Annotated in this window: 14 protein-coding genes; 11 read left to right on the forward strand and 3 right to left on the reverse strand. The window is 53.0% G+C overall.

Annotation, left to right across the window (positions count from 1 at the left end; genetic code table 11):
- The first annotated feature begins 37 nt into the window (after positions 1–37).
- Positions 38–346, forward strand: coding sequence for a DUF5818 domain-containing protein (locus RIC05_RS16160; protein WP_350045675.1), 309 nt, complete (start codon positions 38–40; stop codon positions 344–346).
- Positions 347–389: 43 nt separating this feature from the next.
- Here RIC05_RS16160 and RIC05_RS16165 read toward each other — a convergent pair whose 3' ends face one another.
- From RIC05_RS16165 to RIC05_RS16175, 3 genes are all read right to left on the reverse strand, one after another.
- Positions 390–1,181: an SPOR domain-containing protein gene (locus tag RIC05_RS16165; protein WP_350045676.1), complete on the reverse strand. Its 792-nt coding sequence runs from the start codon at positions 1,179–1,181 to the stop codon at positions 390–392.
- 2 nt (positions 1,182–1,183) lie between these two features.
- The gene (locus tag RIC05_RS16170) at positions 1,184–3,568 is read right to left on the reverse strand and encodes an AAA family ATPase (protein WP_350045677.1); all 2,385 of its coding nucleotides are present in this window, start codon (positions 3,566–3,568) and stop codon (positions 1,184–1,186) included.
- A gap of 235 nt (positions 3,569–3,803) precedes the next feature.
- The gene (locus tag RIC05_RS16175; RefSeq protein ID WP_350045678.1) at positions 3,804–5,261 is read right to left on the reverse strand and encodes an aminotransferase-like domain-containing protein; all 1,458 of its coding nucleotides are present in this window, start codon (positions 5,259–5,261) and stop codon (positions 3,804–3,806) included.
- A 79-nt stretch (positions 5,262–5,340) separates the two neighbouring features.
- On the opposite strand from RIC05_RS16175, the gene RIC05_RS16180 reads away from it, so the two are divergent.
- From RIC05_RS16180 to RIC05_RS16225, 10 genes are all read left to right on the forward strand, one after another.
- Complete coding sequence (locus RIC05_RS16180; RefSeq protein ID WP_350045679.1) at positions 5,341–5,625, forward strand: DUF1127 domain-containing protein; 285 nt, start codon at positions 5,341–5,343, stop codon at positions 5,623–5,625.
- A 110-nt stretch (positions 5,626–5,735) separates the two neighbouring features.
- The gene (locus RIC05_RS16185; protein WP_350045680.1) at positions 5,736–6,698 is read left to right on the forward strand and encodes a threonine dehydratase; all 963 of its coding nucleotides are present in this window, start codon (positions 5,736–5,738) and stop codon (positions 6,696–6,698) included.
- Positions 6,695–8,125: a pyridoxal phosphate-dependent decarboxylase family protein gene (locus tag RIC05_RS16190; protein WP_350045681.1), complete on the forward strand. Its 1,431-nt coding sequence runs from the start codon at positions 6,695–6,697 to the stop codon at positions 8,123–8,125. The genes RIC05_RS16185 and RIC05_RS16190 overlap by 4 nt, the downstream gene beginning before the upstream one ends.
- A gap of 73 nt (positions 8,126–8,198) precedes the next feature.
- A complete protein-coding gene (locus RIC05_RS16195) occupies positions 8,199–9,026 on the forward strand; it encodes a PhzF family phenazine biosynthesis protein (RefSeq protein ID WP_350045682.1) in 828 nt (275 codons plus the stop codon).
- 274 nt (positions 9,027–9,300) lie between these two features.
- Positions 9,301–11,172 carry an SLC13 family permease gene (locus tag RIC05_RS16200; RefSeq protein WP_350042746.1) on the forward strand — a complete coding sequence of 624 codons (1,872 nt, stop codon included), beginning with the start codon at positions 9,301–9,303 and terminating at the stop codon, positions 11,170–11,172.
- Positions 11,173–11,347: 175 nt separating this feature from the next.
- Positions 11,348–12,538: a phosphoserine transaminase gene (locus RIC05_RS16205; RefSeq protein WP_350045683.1), complete on the forward strand. Its 1,191-nt coding sequence runs from the start codon at positions 11,348–11,350 to the stop codon at positions 12,536–12,538.
- Positions 12,539–12,693: 155 nt separating this feature from the next.
- Positions 12,694–13,860, forward strand: a complete 1,167-nt coding sequence (locus RIC05_RS16210) for an ATP phosphoribosyltransferase regulatory subunit (protein ID WP_350045684.1) — start codon at positions 12,694–12,696, stop codon at positions 13,858–13,860.
- Between the two features lie 35 nt (positions 13,861–13,895).
- The gene (locus tag RIC05_RS16215; RefSeq protein WP_350045685.1) at positions 13,896–15,191 is read left to right on the forward strand and encodes an adenylosuccinate synthase; all 1,296 of its coding nucleotides are present in this window, start codon (positions 13,896–13,898) and stop codon (positions 15,189–15,191) included.
- Between the two features lie 250 nt (positions 15,192–15,441).
- Complete coding sequence (locus RIC05_RS16220) at positions 15,442–17,586, forward strand: serine/threonine-protein kinase (RefSeq protein ID WP_350045686.1); 2,145 nt, start codon at positions 15,442–15,444, stop codon at positions 17,584–17,586.
- A gap of 9 nt (positions 17,587–17,595) precedes the next feature.
- A complete protein-coding gene (locus RIC05_RS16225) occupies positions 17,596–18,069 on the forward strand; it encodes a hypothetical protein (protein ID WP_350045687.1) in 474 nt (157 codons plus the stop codon).
- The last annotated feature ends 39 nt before the right edge of the window (positions 18,070–18,108 follow it).

The raw sequence follows: 18,108 nt of genomic DNA on the forward strand, positions 1-18,108 counted from the left end.
TTGAATGAGAATCGTTCACGCATAGGAGAACACCTAGATGAAAAACGGTTATATGGTTGGACTAGCGAAGAAAATTGCGGTTTTCACAGTGGCGGTTACGCTGTCAGCGTGTTCGTTTCTGCAGACGGAAAATTTTACCGTTGGCGGTGAGATAACCGATCACGGGCAGGAATGTGTAACGTTCCGTGCCGAAGATGGAACGCTTTATGCGCTGGCCAATAAGGCAAGCCGTCTTCGTCCGGGTGATAAAGTGCGTGTGACGGGACATCTGGCGCTGATGACAACCTGCACCGAAGCAACGACTTTAATTGTTGATAAGATCGTGTTGCTTGCCCCGGGTGGTTAAGGCCATCCCACGGTTATATCGGGTCATTTGAAACTTTGAGAATTCAGCGCAAGATTGCAAAACAATCGGTGCCGTCAGCTTTAAGCTGGCGGCATTTTTGTTCTGCCTGATCCGGGGTGATAAAGCCAACCAGTTGAAGGCGATGATAAATGCCTTTGGTGCCCAAATCGGCACTTACGATTGTCTTTTGATGGGTTTGCGCAAGTTCGGGATAGCGAATGCGAAAGCTCGCCCAATAGGTTTCTGCGGAAATGGTGTCACGAAATGCACCAAGCTGGATCAGATAGGCGTTGCTATTGGCACTCACTGCGGCATTTTCTGATCGTGACGCAGTATTCACCGAATGTGACCGATCAGTTTTGGTCGCGATCAATTCTGAAGAATTCGGAGCCGTTCCAACGCTAGGGCGCGTTTGATCAGGCGTCTTTCCCCCTGTGCTTTGGGCATTTTGAACGCTTGTCGGGCGTTGTTGTCGCCGTATTGGCGCATTGCCTGTCAAAGTCTGATGATATTGCGTGGCAAGAGATGGAATTTCCAAATCTTCTTCGAGTGTAATATTGACGGGGATCGTGCCGGGCAGGAGGCTGACCGGTTGATTAGCAGGCGGCATTGTTGATGCATGTGCCGGGAGGTCTGTTGGAATGATGTCGATCCCGGTTGGGATGGTGTCGGTGCTTGATGTTTGAGCATAGGCATTTTTAGGTGCCGTAATGCCCACAATAACCAGCGTCCCGAAAGCAGCAATCAGATATAAACCACCCCATTTTTTGGATGCGCAAACCGCTTGCGACAAACCTGCCGCAAGTTGTTGGCGATCATGGGGTGGTGTATCCATTCTTACATCTCCGCGCGCGGCTGATAGGCATGTCGTTCACGCAATATCTGGTCATTACTGCGCAAACGTTCCATGGCCTTGCCATAAACGCTGTTGGCCGGGTATTGCCCGTCATGGCGGTCACCAGATGGCATGCCGCTTAGCAGTTCAATGGCATCATTGATATGCTCAACGGTCCAGATATTGAACTTGCCCTGACGAATGGCCTGAACAACTTCTTCGCGAAGAACGACGTTTTCCGCATTGGCAAGCGGGATGATAACCCCCTGATCACCGGTGAATCCCTGATCCGCACAGATGCGATAGAACCCTTCGATCTTGTGTGAGACGCCGCCGACCGGTTGTGCTTCGCCAAACTGGTTCATTGATCCGGTTACGCCGATATTCTGGCGCATCGGAATGTTTGAGACCGCCGATATGATCGCGCAGAGTTCCGCCATCGATGCGGAATCGCCTTCGATACCGCCATAGTTTTGTTCAAACGTGACGTTGCAGGCAAAGGATAACGGGAATTCCTGTGCAAAGCGTGATTTCAGGAAACCTTCAATCGTCATGACCGACTTTTGCTGAAGCGGGCCGGACATATCGACCATCCGTTCAATATTAAGAACGCCCAGACTTCCGACATAAGACCGCGCCGATACACGGGCCGGTAGGCCAAAAGCGTGATCGCCATAATCAAGGACGGTAAGTGCATTGACCTGCCCGGCGACCGCGCCAAAGCTGTCAATCAGGATTTCCCGGCGTTGAACCCGTTCATGGGATCTATCTTCAAGGCGGCTGTTGCGGTGACGTCGTTCTTCAATGGCACGCCGGACATCTGCGGCACGAATGGTTTCGCGACCATCCGATTTACAAAGTGCCCCGGCCTCAATCGCAACATCTTCTACCCGTTCGATCTGTGCGGTGAGTTTGTCACGTTCCCCTGCCCAGCGGGCGGCTTGTCCTAAGAGTTGCCGGATGGCGCCATTATCAACCGGGATGCGCGAACGAGACAACGCAGATGCGCGCAAAAGCCCGGTATAAATCGAAATATTGCGCCCACCTGCAGGCATGTCGGCGTCGATATCGGCCTTTACACGGAAATGATTTCGGAAATCCACATCAAGCGAGAAGAAGGTGTAATAGAATTTCGGCGCGCCGACGATGACGACCTTAAGATCAAGCGGGATCGGACGGGGTTCTGGCGCACCTGCGGTGGGTGGGCCGCCTTTCTGGGTTTCTTCAATGCGGATTTCGCGGTCACGCAGGGCGGCCTTTAAATAACCCCAGCATTCTTCATGCTCGACCAGTGATTCGGCACGCAAAACCAAAACCCCGCCATTGGCGCGGTGTAATGCGCCGGGCTTGATCAGGCTGAAATGTGGATGCATGCCGCCGCCCATCGGGCGGTACTGAATTTGGCCAAACAGGTTGTCGTAGCTTGGGCTTGGTTCCAAAACCACATCTGGGTGACTGTCGCGAGAATGGTCAATCAGAAGATTGACGGCATAGCGGTCATCGACGGTTTCGGGGATTTTACCATCGCCACTTTCAATGGCGGGCTGATCGCTTTCTTCTTCGAAGGCATCGATGTTATCGAGAATGTCTTTTTCAAGTGCTTCGAACCATGCCTTCAGGCCGGGGCTTGTGAATTTATCGCGCAGTTTTTTGATGCGCGGTTTGAGAACCACTTTGGCGGCTCCACGACGGAGGCTATCAAGCGTATCGGAAATCTGTTCTTCAAGATCGCGGCTTGAAAGAAGGGTTTTGCGGGCTTCTTCTGCGACTTCTTCAAAGGAAGCTTCGGCGGTGCTCCGGCGTTCCTTGGGGATTTCATCAAGAGAAACCGGCTCGCCTTCGTCGTTAAGGGCGACGATCATCACACCTTTTTCGTTTTCCTGAACATCAAGACCGCGTTCACGGGCATATTCCCGAAGGGATTCGAATTTTTCGCGCAGCTGGGTGCGGGCTTCTTCGGTTTGGGTTTGTGTTTCGGTCAGGTGTGCGGGGGCGTTAAAGGCTGATGCAAATGCTTCGCGCAGATGCGAGATCAGCGTTTCCATGGATGAGAAAAGCTTGCTCCCTTCGCCAGCCGGAAGGGCATAGGGACGTGGGCGGTTGGTGCGTGAGAAATTGTTCAGATAGACCCAGTCATCGGGAGTGGCGCGTTCTTCCATTGCCTTGTTCAGGTAGTCAAGCGTCGCGGTCATACGTCCGGCGCGATCAAGACCCAGAACAAAGATGTTAAAACCCGGTTCGGACATCGAAAGCCCGAATTTAAGGGCCTCTGCGGCACGGTAATGCGATGAGAAATCGAAAATTTGCGGCGGTTGGTCTTTGTGTGGGCTGCGAATCCGAAAATGCGGGAAGCCGCAATCTTCTGCGTCAAGGCGGGAAACTGGCATTTGCTGACTTTCTGCTGCCCAAGATAAGAAATAGCGACGGCGTTTTGCGCCCCGCAACATATCTTGGAAGCAACGCAATCATGTGGTCAAGCGTTGCGTGCGGAAATTGCTGAAATGCCGAAAGGAATTTCTTTTTAACGTTTTAATTGGCCCATAGTGTGAACGTCGCCAATGTCGCCAGTTGGGTTTCGGCAAGCCGACTATGAGAGTTCTTTACGTGCCGTTTTGTTGAAATTCACATCACAACTGAATTGCCAAAGTCACTGCTTTTAAGCAGCCGGTCGACAATCTGCACCCCGCGGCGTAACCGTTCAGTGGACCGTTCTGCTCCAAAGCAAAGTCGTAATCCGCGCGGTACCGGCCCAACAGAAAATTGCTGTGCGGCGGTTAACAAAACACCGCTATTGGCGGCATTCATCACCAATTCACCCGTGTCGATATGGTCAGGCAGGTCAAGCCAGATGTGATAGTTGGTCGGGTGGAAGCGGACATCATATCCTTTGAGCGTACTTAATATGATGGCAAGTCGCTGGACTGCTTCATCGCGGTGCCAGGCTTCGTATTGGGCAAGGCTGCCATCCATGATCATGCGGGTGACCAGTTCAAGATTGATCGTCGAGACCATCCAGCATGTTGATCGGATCGCGCTGGCAAGTTTGCCAATCATTTCACCGGGGGCGTGGATATATCCGACACGCAATCCACCGCCGATGCTTTTGGATACGCCATCAAGATAAATGCTGCGTTCCGGGGCAAAGCAGGACAGGGGCGGTGGCGCATCAGGATCAAGGAAATGATAAATGCCGTCTTCGATCAATGTCAGATCGTATTTTCGCAGAATTTCCGCAATTTCGATGCGGCGTTGCTGGCTCATGGTGGTGCATAGCGGGTTGTGCAGCGTTGGCATCAGATAAATCGCGCGCGGGCTATGTGTGCGACAGATATTTTCAAGAACGTCCGGAATGATACCGTCATCATCCATGGCAATGCCGCGTAACCGGAACTGCAGCAAATTGGCAAGGCTGCGAAGATTGGGATAGGTCAGTTCTTCGCACAGAACCAGATCACCCGGACGGATCGTTGCCAAAAGCGAAACTGTCATACCGTGTTGAACACCCGCCGTCGGAAGCACGCGTTCCGGATTGTCATCCAATCCAAGCATTCCTGCAGAACAGGCCAAAGCTTTGCGTTGATGGGCGAGGCCGTATTCCGATTTGTAGGACACCATGTCATCAATCGGCATCGTGCTAGCGATGTCCATCAGGGTTTGGCGAAGATGTCCTTCTTGCGGGGGTAGGGGGCAATTCATCCGGAAATTGATGGGGCCGGTATCGTCTGAGCCGTCAGGCTCATCTTGTGGAATGCTCAGCTTTCGCCCCATCTGCGCAAGATTGTTTGTAAAGGCAAGCGGGATGGGGGCGGTCGCGGCCATGTCGAGTTCGGACTGGATGTTATCAAGAACATATGTCCCGCGCCCAACTTCACCGGCAACAAGCCCCAGCCTTTCGGCTTCGCGATAAGACCGCGTGATGGTCCCGACAGTCACACCCAGTTGATATGCGAGATCGCGGTGGGTCGGCAGTCGGTCCCCCGGTTTAAGAGAGCCGTCTTTAACCGCTTTGCTAATCGTCTGTGCGATCTGTCGATAAACAGGTCCGCCAGCATCATCAAGTTTTGGAATCCATATTGTCATGGTTACAATGTTTAAATTGACACCGTTACAATGTCAATGACAAAACAATATCGAGACAATTACCCGATAGGAGATGGAAATGGTAAATTGTAACGATACAATCCAGCTTCCCGACATCCGTGTTAATAATCGCGCAGTGATGAACGGCAAGCAGGGGACAAAATCTGTAACCTGGCGTTCGGCGATGGTTGGCGTGGCCGTCTCCATCGTGGAATACTTGGCACGATTGCAGGCCCATGCACGTAACCGTCATGCGATCCAAATGCTTGACAACAATATGCTTAAAGATATCGGCCTGACGCGTGCGGACATTGATAACGAGCTTTCCAAGCCATTTTGGACCGGGTTACCACCGCGCGGTTAGCCACTGCCGCGTAGGACGGAGACATAGACTCCCTTTATGTCTCCGTCTGGTCCGGGTTTAGTCGAAAATTTCGATTGTATTGATGTGTTATCTGTATGGGTACAATATCCATGTTTAGTCTGGCGGAATTAAGAGATGCGGCAGATTTCGTGCGCCAATATGTCGCGCCGACCCCGACAATCCAATGGCCGATGCTCGATCGGGCAACGGGATTGTCTTTGTATGTCAAACACGAAAATCATACACGTCTTGGTGCGTTTAAAATTCGCGGTGGCCTGACATTCTGCCGTTATCTGAGTACATCCGTTGAGGTGAATCGCGGATTGATTTCAGCCACCCGGGGCAATCACGGGCAAAGCCTTGCACATGCAGCCAGCCGGTTTGGGATGGCTGCAACCATTATTGTCCCGCATGGGAACTCGGTCGAGAAAAATGCAGCCATGCGGGCGTGGGGTGCTGAGGTCATTGAACATGGCGATGACTTTCAGGAGGCGGCCGAATATGCGTTCTCATACGCGTCCCGGACAGATCTGGTCATGGTTCCGCCATTCCACCGGGAACTTGTCCGCGGTGTCGCATCCTATGGGCTTGAGCTGTTTGATGACATCAAGCGGCTGGACCGGGTCTATGTCCCTGTCGGGATGGGATCGGGGATTTGTTCGCTGATCACGGCGCGCGATGCCCTTGGTTTGGAAACCGAGATTATTGGTGTGGTCGCCAAGGGGGCGGATGCCGTTCGCCAGTCATTCATTGCGGGCAAGGTCATTCAAACGCCAAGTGCGAAAACGTTTGCCGATGGTGTTGCGTGTCGTAGTCCGGATGCCGCTGCGTTTGAAATCATCAAAGCCGGTGCTACGGATATCGTCGCGGTTGACGATGATCAGATAGCCAATGCCATGCGCCTTTATTTCAGTTCATGCCACACCCTTGCCGAAGGGGCCGGGGCCTTGCCCCTTGCAGCGGCAATGGCGCATCGTGATGAGAATATCGGGAAAAAAGTTGCCCTGATTTTAACCGGGGCAAATATCGACCGGGCGGATTACGCCCGTATCCTTTCGGGAAAAAACAAATGACCAGCGTTCCAAATCGTGCATCTGACAGCCCCACTGACAATGCACGTCATCTGATGTTTGACGACCTTGAAAAGCTTGGCCGTATCCTTGTGGAAACAGGCGATATTGCCCATGGCTTTGTCCAAGGTGCGGATGACATCGATGTGACTTGCCGTGATTTTTCTGCCTTTGACCCCTCGCGCCCCTTATCAAGGCAGGGAAGCGGCACACTTGATGCGTTGCGAGCAGCAAAAGAAGAAATTCTGCCGCTGCTCGCCGCATCAATCGGTCCTCGGTATCTTGGTTTTGTGACCGGCGGCACGACCCCTGCCGCCCTTGTCGGGGATTGGTTGGCAAGTGCGGTTGATCAAAACGCCACGGGTCCCGAAGGATCGGTTAATGCTGCGGTCGAAGAGCAGGTCATAAACTGGCTCTGCGACATGGGGGGATTGCCCTCGGATCGGTTCGATGGTGTCCTGACCACTGGGGCGACTGTTTCAAATCTGCTGGGCCTTGTGACCGCGCGGCAATGGTGCGGGGAGCGGGTCGGTGTCAATATTGATGCCGATGGCGCGGGTGTGCTTCCGGATCTTGACATCTTTGCCGCCAGTCCACATGCCAGCATGGTGAAGGATCTGTCGATTGCGGGCATTGGACGCAATCGTGTTACCAAGGTCGCGACTTTGCCGGGCTCAGAACAAACGGATATTGCCGATCTTAAAGCACAGCTTGATGCCAGTGAAGCACGTGGCAAGATTGTTATTGCGTCGGCCGGTACGGTCAATGCGACGGATTTTGATGATCTTGATGCGATTGCCGATCTTTGTGCGGCTTATGGTGCATGGTTGCATGTTGATGCAGCATTCGGATTGTTTGCCGCACTGGATGATCGGCGGGCGCATTTTCTAAACGGGATTGATCGTGCGGATTCTATTACCTCGGATGGGCATAAATGGCTGAATGTGCCCTATGATTGCGGGATATTCCTGACGCGGCATATCTCGGTTCTTGAAACCTGTTGTCGCGCCTTTGCGCCATATCTTGATACCAAGGCCGAGGGGAACAGTTACATAAATCGCGGCGTTGAAAACTCCCGCCGGTTCCGTGCCCTGCCACTTTGGTTGTCGATGAAGGCCTATGGTCGGGACGGGTTTGCATCGGTTATTCGTGCAAACTGCGATCAGGCGGCGGATTTGGCTTCATGGGTGCGAACCCATGAAAAACTTGAATTGCTCTCTGAGCCGAAACTTAATGTGACAATGTTCAGGGCGATGGGCAGCGACGATGACAATCGGGCATTGCTGGATCGGATCAATGCCACGGGCAAGGTTTTCATGACGCCGACTGTTTACGGTGGGCGGTTTGGTTTTCGTGCCGCATTTAGCAATTGGCGGACACAGGATCATGACCTTATCATCGTGAAACAAGCTATTGATGCTGTTCTTTAGGCCTGCAAAAAGCGATCAGATGTTGCAGTATGTACGCTACAAGACGTGCAAATGCTGACGTTAGGATACTGTTATGAATACCCAGACTTTACCGATCTATCAGGTTGATGCCTTCACCGATATTTTGTTTGCAGGAAACCCTGCGGCCGTCGTGCCATTGCAGCAGTGGCTGGCCGACGATGTGATGCAGAAAATTGCGATGGAAAACAATCTGTCGGAAACGGCATTCTTTGTGCCATGTGGTGCAGGCGATGAAGCGGACTATCATATCCGTTGGTTTACCCCGACCGTTGAAGTTCCATTATGCGGACACGCAACACTGGCCAGTGCATTTGTCATTTTCAACCACCTTGGATTTGAGGGCGGTTTGGTCAAGCTCCAAAGTAAAAGTGGTATTCTGGCCGCGAAGCGCGATGGCGATGCGATTGTCCTGGATTTCCCAAAACAACCGATCAAAAGCAGCAGCGTTCCAGATGACGTGATCGCAGCCCTTGGGGGTGAAGCACCAACTGAAACCTATCAGGTGACCAGTCGCGATACGGATCATGTTGTGGTTTATCGTGATGCCAAGGTTGTCCGTGAAATGCGCCCGGATATGTCTGTGCTTGGCAAATTGAAGGGCCGGGGTGTGATTGTCACAGCACCGGGGGATAAAACCGGTCTTGATATGGTTTCGCGTTTTTTCGTTCCTGCAATTGGCATCAATGAAGACCCGGTTACGGGCTATATGCATTGTGTTGTTGCGCCGTACTGGGCAGACAAGCTGGGCCAGAAGAACGTTGTCGGGTATCAGGCTTCTGCGCGCGGTGGTATTGTCGCCTGTTCGGTGGATGGTGATCGGGTCGGCCTTAAGGGTGAAGCCGTGCTGTATCTCAAAGGTGAAATTAGCATTCCGGGCTAAGCCAGAAGCCATTTTCCGTGTGTGAATAAAAAAGACGGGCAGCAGAAATGTTGCCCGTTTTGTCGTGAAACAGGCTGGAAATCGTATGTTTCCTAGACAATGCGTGACTACCGATTAATCTGTATTGAATGTCTGTGACGCTGTTTTTCTATTGACCGGACTGTAGGGCTTTCGTCTAAGTAAAGACAAAATACGACGATTGTGGACAAATCACACGGGTCAATCCGTGGATTGCAAACCGCAAGGATACTGGTTTTACAGGGGAAGATTTATCGTGATCGAAAGTGTTGTCGCCAGTACTGCGACGCCGATGCAGATGTGGGTGGTTCTTGCACTTGTTGCCGGATCGCTTGTTCTGTATGGGCTTGAACGCATTTCGCTTGAGCTGACCAGCATGGCGCTGATCGCGACCCTGTTGCTGTTTTTCAATTTCTTCCCGCTTCTTGATGCCGATGGTTCGAACCTAATGGGCCCGGATACCGTCATGTCGGGCTTTGCCAATCCGGCATTGCTGACGGTTTTGTCGTTGCTTGTTGTCGGACAGGGGATGGTTTTGACCGGTGGGGTAAGTTATATTGCCGGGTTGATTACCGAACATGGCGGTAAAAACGCGTCTGTCGCGATCTTTATTGGCCTGTTTGTTGTGATGCTGATGTCGGCATTCCTGAACAATACACCGGTGGTCGTTATCTTTATCCCAATCATTCAAGCACTGGCAGAGCGTATTGAACGTTCGCCAAGTGCGCTGATGATCCCGCTTTCCTATGCGGCGATCCTTGGTGGGATGACGACCTTGATTGGCTCTTCGACCAACCTTTTGGTATCAAGTTCTCTGATCGAACTTGGTATGCCGGGGCTTGAATTCTTTGAATTCACGACGATTGGCAGCGTCTTGGCGGTTACAGGTTTTGTTTATGTCTTGTTCGTTGCGCCACGTCTGTTGCCGGCATTGGCATCAATGCGCAGCAAGCTTGCCAATCCAGATAGCAGCGGCAAACAGTTCATTGCCCAGATTACGGTTGGTCCGGCATCCCTTATGATTGGAACCCGCCCGGTCGCAGGTTTTTTCAAGAATTTGCCAAACATCACCATTCAAATGATTGTGCGCCGTGAACATGCCGAGCTGCCGCCATTTGAAGATGATATGGAAATTCGGGCAGGGGATGTTCTTGTCGTTGCCGCAACGCGTAAGGCCCTGACCGAGGCGATTCAGAAAGATCCGGGCCTTTTGCATTCCGACGCCGCAGCGGTCAGCAGCGATGGCGAAGAAGTTCCGCAAAAATCAACGCAACTTCTGGCCGAAGTTATGTTGCCGCCCGGATCGCGCTTGATCGGCTTTAACCTTGAGCAGATCGGTTTCCGCTACCAGTATAAATGCCTTGTTCTTGGTATTCAGCGCCGGTCGCGCATGATCCGGACCCAGATGACAGAAATCCGCCTTGAGGCGGGGGATGTGTTGCTCGTACAGGGCCGTTCCGAGGATGTCGAAGCCCTTAGAACGATTCGGGATGTGGTGTTGCTTGAATGGTCAACGCGCACATTGCCGCGCCCATTCCATGCGCGCCGTGCCGCAGCCATTTTTCTTGCTGTCATCGCGTTGGCGGCAACCGGTGTTGTGCCGATCATGGTTTCAAGCTTTATCGGTGCGGGCCTTATGATTGCATCCGGGGCCTTGAACCTGCGTCAAGCATCGCGTGCGATTGATCGAAAAATCGTCCTTCTGGTGGCAGCGGCCCTTGCCCTTGGCAATGCCTTGCAGTTGACCGGCGGTGCCGAATTTGTTGCGGATCAGCTGTTGGAAGCAACAAGTGGGGCACCAGCGCCCGTTATCTTGTCGCTGTTCTTCCTGATCGTGGCGGTCTTTACCAACGTACTGTCAAACAATGCCTGTGCGGTGTTGTTCACCCCGATCGGTATTGGTATGGCCCAGCAGCTTGGCGTGCCGCCGCATGTCTTCGCAATTGCGGTGGTGATGGCGGCAAACTGTTCGTTTGCATCCCCGGTTGGGTATCAGACCAACCTTCTGGTTATGGGGCCGGGGCATTATCGTTTCATCGACTTCCTAAAGGCGGGGACTCCCTTGATTATCCTGCTTTGGGTCGCGTTTAGTCTGTTTGCGCCGTGGTATTACGATATACCGATGTAAAAGCGCTGTGCATCTGGATACAGGCTAATTCACACAAACGGGCCAGCCATGCAAAATTGGCTGGCCCGTTTGTGTGGAAGGCGTTTGACTTTTGCCTTTGTCTCAATAGGATCAGCCCCCTAATTTGATCTGGAATGATCCGGTTGGGTTGTTCTTTTTGCTCAGGAATATGCCGATGGCTCAGAATGCCGAGAACACCAATTTCGCAAAGCCCGCACTTCGACCAACCAGCCCGAACTTTTCATCGGGTCCGTGCAAGAAACGCCCGGGTTGGTCGGCTGCTGCGCTTGAAACCGAAATACTCGGCAGATCGCATCGTTCCAAACTGGGCAAACAGCGCCTTGAAGAGGTCATTGACCGTTCGCGCGCCATTCTAAACCTTCCTGACGACTATCTTTTGGCCGTGGTTCCTGCATCCGATACGGGTGCGGTTGAGATGGCGCTGTGGTCGATGCTGGGCGCACGCGGCGTTGATATGCTGGCTTGGGAAAGCTTTGGCGCGACGTGGGTCACCGATGTGATCAAGCAGCTTAAACTTGATGATGTGCGTGTCCTTGAAGCGGATTACGGCAAGTTGCCGGACCTTGGATCCGTTGATTTTGATCGCGATGTTGTCTTTACCTGGAATGGCACGACAGCAGGGGTGCGTGTTCCCAATGGCGACTGGATTGCCGATGATCGCAAAGGTCTGGCCATTTGTGATGCGACCTCGGCGATTTTTGCCATGGAACTGCCGTGGGATAAACTCGATGTTGTGACCTATAGCTGGCAGAAGGTTCTGGGCGGCGAGGGTGGCCATGGGGTGATTATTCTAAGCCCGCGTGCGGTTGAGCGCCTTGAAAGCTATCTCCCTGCTTGGCCAATGCCGAAAATCTTCCGCCTGACCAAGGGCGGCAAGTTGATTGACGGGATATTCCGCGGAGAAACTATCAACACGCCGTCGATGCTTGTGGTTGAAGATGCGATTGATGCTTTGAAATGGGCAGAAGGTCTTGGCGGTCTTGAAGGATTGTTAAGCCGGACGCGTGCAAACCGCAGCCATCTTGATGCGTGGCTTGCGACCAGCGACTGGGCGGCCGACCTTGCCGAAGCACCGGAAACGGCATCGAATACATCGATGTGCATCAAAATTATCGACCCTTGGGCGCTGGCCTTGCCGGTCGATCAGCAGGCGACGTTGCCGAAAAAGATTTCTCAGCTTCTTGAAGCAGAAAATGTTGCGCTTGATATTAATGGCTATCGCGACGCGCCTCCGGGCTTGCGAATTTGGGGTGGGGCAACGGTCGAACCCAACGATATCAAGGCACTTTTGCCATGGCTTGATTGGGCATATTCGGTGGTAAAAGCCGAATTTGATGCTGGTTAAGCGATATTTTGTACGTATTATTTGCGTTTTAGGGGTTTTCCCCGTTGCTCTGTCCGGCACAACACGGTAGTAACCGCTACCGGATAGAGAGCCTTGAGTAAAACTCAGGTTATCATCAAGTCGAATTTGCGCGCCCAGTCCGGAAAGCACACATAATGACCGACCTCGCCAGGAAAGCTCTTTTGCCCGCCGGCCTGCAGGATGTCCTGCCAGGAACCGCCGCACGGGAAGCTGAAATCCGTGAAAAGCTGATGTCCAGTTTGGCACATGCAGGCTATGACCGGGTTAAAACACCGCTGGTCGAGTTTGAAGAAAGCCTTCTTGAAGGTGCTGCCCCCGAACTTGCCACACAAACCTTCCGCCTGATGGACCCAGAGTCGCGTCGCATGATGGGATTGCGTTCGGACATGACCCCGCAGGTTGGTCGTATTGCCGCAACCCGTTTGGTCGATGCACCGCGTCCTTTGCGTCTGTCCTATTCCGGTGATGTCTTGCGGATCAAGGGATCACACCTGCGCCCGGAACGTCAGTTCGCACAGGTTGGTGCCGAGCTGATCGGTGTATCCAGTGCTGCTGCAGATACCGAGATTGTTCTTCTGACACTTGAAGCACTTGAAAGCATCGGTTTGCCGGATGTCTCGGTTGACCTTAATCTTCCGACATTGCCGATACGTTTGTTTGATGCCTTTGGCGTGTCGCGCGATGATCGCGAAGCTTTGACCGAGGCGCTTGAGCGCCGTGATGTTGCGGCATTGCGGGTTCTGGATGGTAAAGTGACCGATGTGCTGGTTGCGCTGCTTGAAGCAGCTGGCCCGGCACAGACGGCCCTGCCAAAACTTAAAAAGCTTGAATTGCCACTTGGTGCGTCAGAAGAATTGCATCGCCTGATTGATGTTGCAGAACGTGTTCTGGCATCGGGGCTTGACGCAGCGCTTACGATTGATCCGGTTGAAATGGCTGGTTTCCGGTATCAGACCGGTGTCAGCTTCACCTTGTTTGCGCGTAATGTACGCGGTGAAATTGGCCGGGGCGGACGTTACCGTGCCGGCGGTGCCGCGGGTGAGGCGGCAACGGGCATGTCGCTTTATATGGATAGTATCCTTCGCGGGCTTCCTGAAGGTGCGTCGGTTGAACGTGTTTACCTTCCGTTGGGAACGCCACAGCGTGAAGCACGTAAATTGCGCGCCGAAGGACATTACACGGTAGCCGCCCTTGAAGGTGCGGCCGAGGCCAAAACAGAAGATGCTGCCCGTGTCGACGCGCGTCGCATGGGGTGTGACTATATTTACCTTGGTGGCCAGGTCGTGCCGCTTAAGGTGTAATCGAACGAATTTTTTATCGCGCAAGGAGTTTTGCGATGACCAATGTTGCCGTGATCGGTTCCCAGTGGGGGGACGAAGGTAAAGGCAAGATCGTCGACTGGCTGTCCGAACGGGCCGATGTCGTTGTGCGTTTCCAGGGTGGTCATAACGCCGGTCATACTTTGGTGATCGACGGAACCGTTTATAAACTTAGCCTGCTGCCCTCAGGTATTGTTCGTGAGAACAAACTGTCGGTTATCGGCAACGGTGTTGTTGTTGATCCGTGGGCGCTGTTGGCCGAGATTGCTCGCCTGAGCGAACAGGGTGTGAGCATTACGCCTGAAAATCTGCGTTTGGCTGAAAATGCCTGCCTGATTCTTCCGCTGCATGGCAATCTTGATCGTGCCCGGGAAGCAGCAGCTTCGGGTGACAACAAAATCGGTACCACCGGTCGTGGTATTGGCCCGGCATACGAAGACCGCGTTGGTCGTCGCGCGATCCGTGTTGGCGACTTGGCTGATGTTGATCTGCTGGAATCCAAAGTCGAAAACCTTTTGACCCACCATAACGCACTTCTGCGTGGTCTTGGTCAGCCGGAAGTCGACGGTTCTGAACTGCTGGCACAGCTTAAAGAAATCGCACCGAAAATCCTGCCATTCTCAGACACGGTTTGGAAATCACTGAACCAGTTCAAAGAAGCTGGCAAACGCATTCTGTTTGAAGGTGCGCAGGGCACGATGCTTGATATCGATCATGGCACATATCCGTTTGTGACATCTTCGAATACCGTATCGGGTCAGGCTGCTGCCGGTTCAGGCATGGGACCATCTGGTGTTGGGTATGTTCTTGGGATCACCAAAGCTTACACCACCCGTGTTGGCGAAGGTCCGTTCCCATCCGAGCTGTTTGATGCTGATGGCGAACGTCTTGGTGAACGGGGTCACGAGTTTGGTGTTGTCACCGGTCGTAAACGCCGTTGTGGCTGGTTTGATGCTGCTCTTGTCCGCCAGTCGGTCAAGGTCAATGGCATTACCGGTATCGCACTGACCAAGCTTGACGTTCTTGATGGCTTTGATGAAATCAAGATATGCACCGGTTATGACATTGATGGTGAAATTTATGACCATCTTCCGGCAAATCAGCGTCTTCAGGCCAAAGCCAAACCGGTTTACGAAAGCATCGAAGGTTGGTCAGACACGACCATGGGCGCGCGTAGCTGGGCAGATCTTCCGGCGGCAGCGATCAAATATGTTCGCCGCATCGAAGAACTGATCGAAGCACCGGTTGCGTTGCTTTCGACCAGCCCGGAACGTGATGACACCATCCTTGTTCACGACCCGTTCAGCGCCTGATTATCAATTCGTGCAGTGCACCGCGAAAGCCACCAGTTTGAACTGGTGGCTTTTTTCGTGGAATTTGAATGAATTGGTCTGATTTCATAATGGGCGCAAAGCCGATAACAGCTTGCTCCTATGGGGTATCAGAAGTATCGTTTTATCAACCTTTTGTGGGTAGCGTACTGGGTGACGTGTCAGGTAGGTAGCCGTTCAGAACAAGCGCGTCCCTCAGGGATGATAAATTCGGTAATGAAATATCGGGATCATGGCAGAGCAAGCTGAAGATCAGGAACAGGACGTTTCGAAAAATGCTGCGCAATCGCCGGTGATGGATGCACCGGGGGGCGGTGCACCTATGCCCAGTGAAGAACTTGACGCGGGTGGTGCGGCGATCATTGAAGATGAACTTCCCGGTGGCACTCGAAGTGTCGAGATCGGCAATTTCCGTGTCTTCATGAATTTGCGGCTGCCTGAATACGATATGGGGCACTGCAAGGCTTATTCAGCTGATAATCTGCGCCGTGATGAAGGCAGTGCCTTTGCTATCATTACCGATCCGGCTCTGCCGACCCGCTATGACCTGCTTAAATTCCTGACCGGCATGCATCTGGCCGGTCAGATTGATCTTCTTGATAGCGAAATAGCGCTCTGGCCGCCATTTGGTCGCAAGACCATGGTGTTGTTCTATGAGAAGCCCAAAGGTGGCCGCGTTACCGCGAAAGAAGGCAAAAAGAAGCTCGCGATTGATGAGCACGACATTAGCTCCGTCGTGGTCGAACCGCTGATAAGTGTCTTGCAAGCACTTGGCGAGAAAGGACTGGCGCACCGGAATGTCCGGGCGGGAAACCTGTTCTTTGCCGATCCCATGGGGGAGAAAGTTGTGTTGGGTGATTGTGCTGGCGGACCGCCGGGCTTTGACCAACCGCTTGTCTATGAAACTGCAGCCCGAATGAGTGCTGATCCCGCGGGTCGCGGGATGGGAACATCATCTGACGATCTGTATGCGCTTGGAATGACACTGGCCGAGCTTGGAATTGGGCATGTACCGCTCAATAAGCTCAGCGATCAGGAAGCGATGGACTTAAAGTTGTCCAAGGGATCATTTCAGGCGATCGCATCGCAGGAAAAGCTGCCGCTTGTCCTGATTGAGCCTGTTCGTGGGCTGCTGTGTGACGACCCCGAAGAACGATGGGGCTTTAACGAGCTTAATGCATGGATTGACGGTCGCCGAAGCAAACCGGTTCAGGCGAATACCGAAAAGCGTGCTGCACGTTCGCAAAACCTGGCGGGGCGGGATTATTATACTGTGCGTGCACTGGCCCAGGGGATGGCGGCGAACTGGGTGACTTCCCTTGCACCATTGCGTGATAGCACGGTTGAAATCTGGTTGCGGCGTGGATTGGGCGACAATGAACGCGCCAAAGCCCTGTCTGACGCCATGCGTCAACTCCAATGGGCTGGGGCTGATAAACGATCTGCGGAAGATGTTCTGATCGCACGTGCCATTATCATCATGGACCCGGCTGGCCCTGTTCGGTTTAAGGGCTTTTCGTCGATGGTTGATGGTTTTGGCTATATGCTGTCCTACGATGTGCAGCATGGTCGGGGCCCGCAACGGTTTGCCGATGTGGTTGTGCGTGATGTGCCATCCTTCTGGTTTGGCCGTCAGGAAGGGTTTAGCCCGGAAGTTCAAAAGCTTCAGCAGCTTTACAAAAACCTGCGCTATTACATTCAGCAGCAAAGTGCGGGCTATGGTTATGAACGTTGTTTATACGCAACGGTGCGCAATCAGCATTGCCTAAGCCCGATGGTTGAACAGGAATTTGTTGTCGAAATATCTCAGCTTTTGCCTGCCCTTGAAAAAGCAGCAGAAGAAGCATCTGAAGATACCTGGCCGGTTGACCGTCATATCGCTGCCTTCATCGCAACCCGCCTTGAGGACGATGTTGAAGGTCAGTTGATGGCGATGCAAAATCCATCTGACGAAGTTGAATATAGCCGTGCCATCATCAGCATGCTGGCAATTGTCCAGTGGCGTCATGGTCCGGAAAATCTGCAGAATCTTTCGCATTGGGTGGCGCGTTTGATGGAACCGGCAATCAAGGTGTTCCATAGCAAAGCCCGCCGCGAACGTGTGGAAAACGAAATTCCGAAACTGGCAAAACGCGGCAATCTGGTCGAACTTTACAACCTGATCAATGATGAACAGGAACGGCGCAAGGACCAGTCGGAATTCGTCGAAGCCGTAGCAGAATATTCCGAAGCCGAGAGTGAGGTTTTTGACCTTGAATCATCTGGCCCGGCACGTCTTGAACTGGCTGAAAAGGTTGGGCAGCAGGCGGCTGCGTTTGCGTCAACCATGATTGCGCTGCTGACCGTCTCGGCACTGTTTTTGATGCATATCTTTTAAGGGACCAACATGGCAAAAGGCAAAAGCCCAAAGGGCCGTAGTGCATTTTCCGGCTTGTCTGTGGTGGCATCGGCGGTGCTGTTGTTCATGGTCGCATTGCCGACATTCATCACGCTGACAGTCGGTTTGTTGCCATCCATGGTCGCCTTTATCTTTGACAGGAGCCCCGGGCGGTCGATGGCGCGGTGTGTTTTTGGCCTGAACTTTTCGGGGGTTGCTCCCTATATCCTTGAGCTTTGGCAGATACCCTCTCAGACGGTTGGTGGGGCAACCCAACAGATTTTTCAACCCCTTGCACTGTCCATCATGTATGGGGCGGCGGGACTTGGCTGGTTGCTTTATCTTGCGATGCCGCCCATCGTTGCCAATGTTTTGAACCTTTCGGCACAGCGCCGGGTGGGTGAACTGCGTAAAACCCAGCGCGGCCTGATCAAGACTTGGGGCGATAGCCTGATCAAGGAAGTGGATCGTTCCGGGAACTGAAACACTTGGTTCTGCGCATCATTGGCGAGAATAAAAAAA

It is taken from the genome of Thalassospira sp., from assembly GCF_040218635.1.
In the GTDB taxonomy this organism is placed as follows: Bacteria; Pseudomonadota; Alphaproteobacteria; order Rhodospirillales; family Thalassospiraceae; genus Thalassospira.

Bases quoted from the DNA above. Each gene is read 5' to 3' on its own strand.
- RIC05_RS16205 (WP_350045683.1), top strand. From the start codon at position 11,348: ATGGCTCAGAATGCCGAGAACACCAATTTCGCAAAGCCCGCACTTCGA.
- RIC05_RS16185 (WP_350045680.1), top strand. From the start codon at position 5,736: ATGTTTAGTCTGGCGGAATTAAGAGATGCGGCAGATTTCGTGCGCCAA.
- RIC05_RS16190 (WP_350045681.1), top strand. From the start codon at position 6,695: ATGACCAGCGTTCCAAATCGTGCATCTGACAGCCCCACTGACAATGCA.
- RIC05_RS16210 (WP_350045684.1), top strand. From the start codon at position 12,694: ATGACCGACCTCGCCAGGAAAGCTCTTTTGCCCGCCGGCCTGCAGGAT.
- RIC05_RS16195 (WP_350045682.1), top strand. From the start codon at position 8,199: ATGAATACCCAGACTTTACCGATCTATCAGGTTGATGCCTTCACCGAT.
- RIC05_RS16215 (WP_350045685.1), top strand. From the start codon at position 13,896: ATGACCAATGTTGCCGTGATCGGTTCCCAGTGGGGGGACGAAGGTAAA.
- RIC05_RS16165 (WP_350045676.1), bottom strand. From the start codon at position 1,181: ATGGATACACCACCCCATGATCGCCAACAACTTGCGGCAGGTTTGTCG.
- RIC05_RS16170 (WP_350045677.1), bottom strand. From the start codon at position 3,568: ATGCCAGTTTCCCGCCTTGACGCAGAAGATTGCGGCTTCCCGCATTTT.
- RIC05_RS16225 (WP_350045687.1), top strand. From the start codon at position 17,596: ATGGCAAAAGGCAAAAGCCCAAAGGGCCGTAGTGCATTTTCCGGCTTG.
- RIC05_RS16180 (WP_350045679.1), top strand. From the start codon at position 5,341: ATGGTAAATTGTAACGATACAATCCAGCTTCCCGACATCCGTGTTAAT.
- RIC05_RS16175 (WP_350045678.1), bottom strand. From the start codon at position 5,261: ATGACAATATGGATTCCAAAACTTGATGATGCTGGCGGACCTGTTTAT.
- RIC05_RS16220 (WP_350045686.1), top strand. From the start codon at position 15,442: ATGGCAGAGCAAGCTGAAGATCAGGAACAGGACGTTTCGAAAAATGCT.
- RIC05_RS16160 (WP_350045675.1), top strand. From the start codon at position 38: ATGAAAAACGGTTATATGGTTGGACTAGCGAAGAAAATTGCGGTTTTC.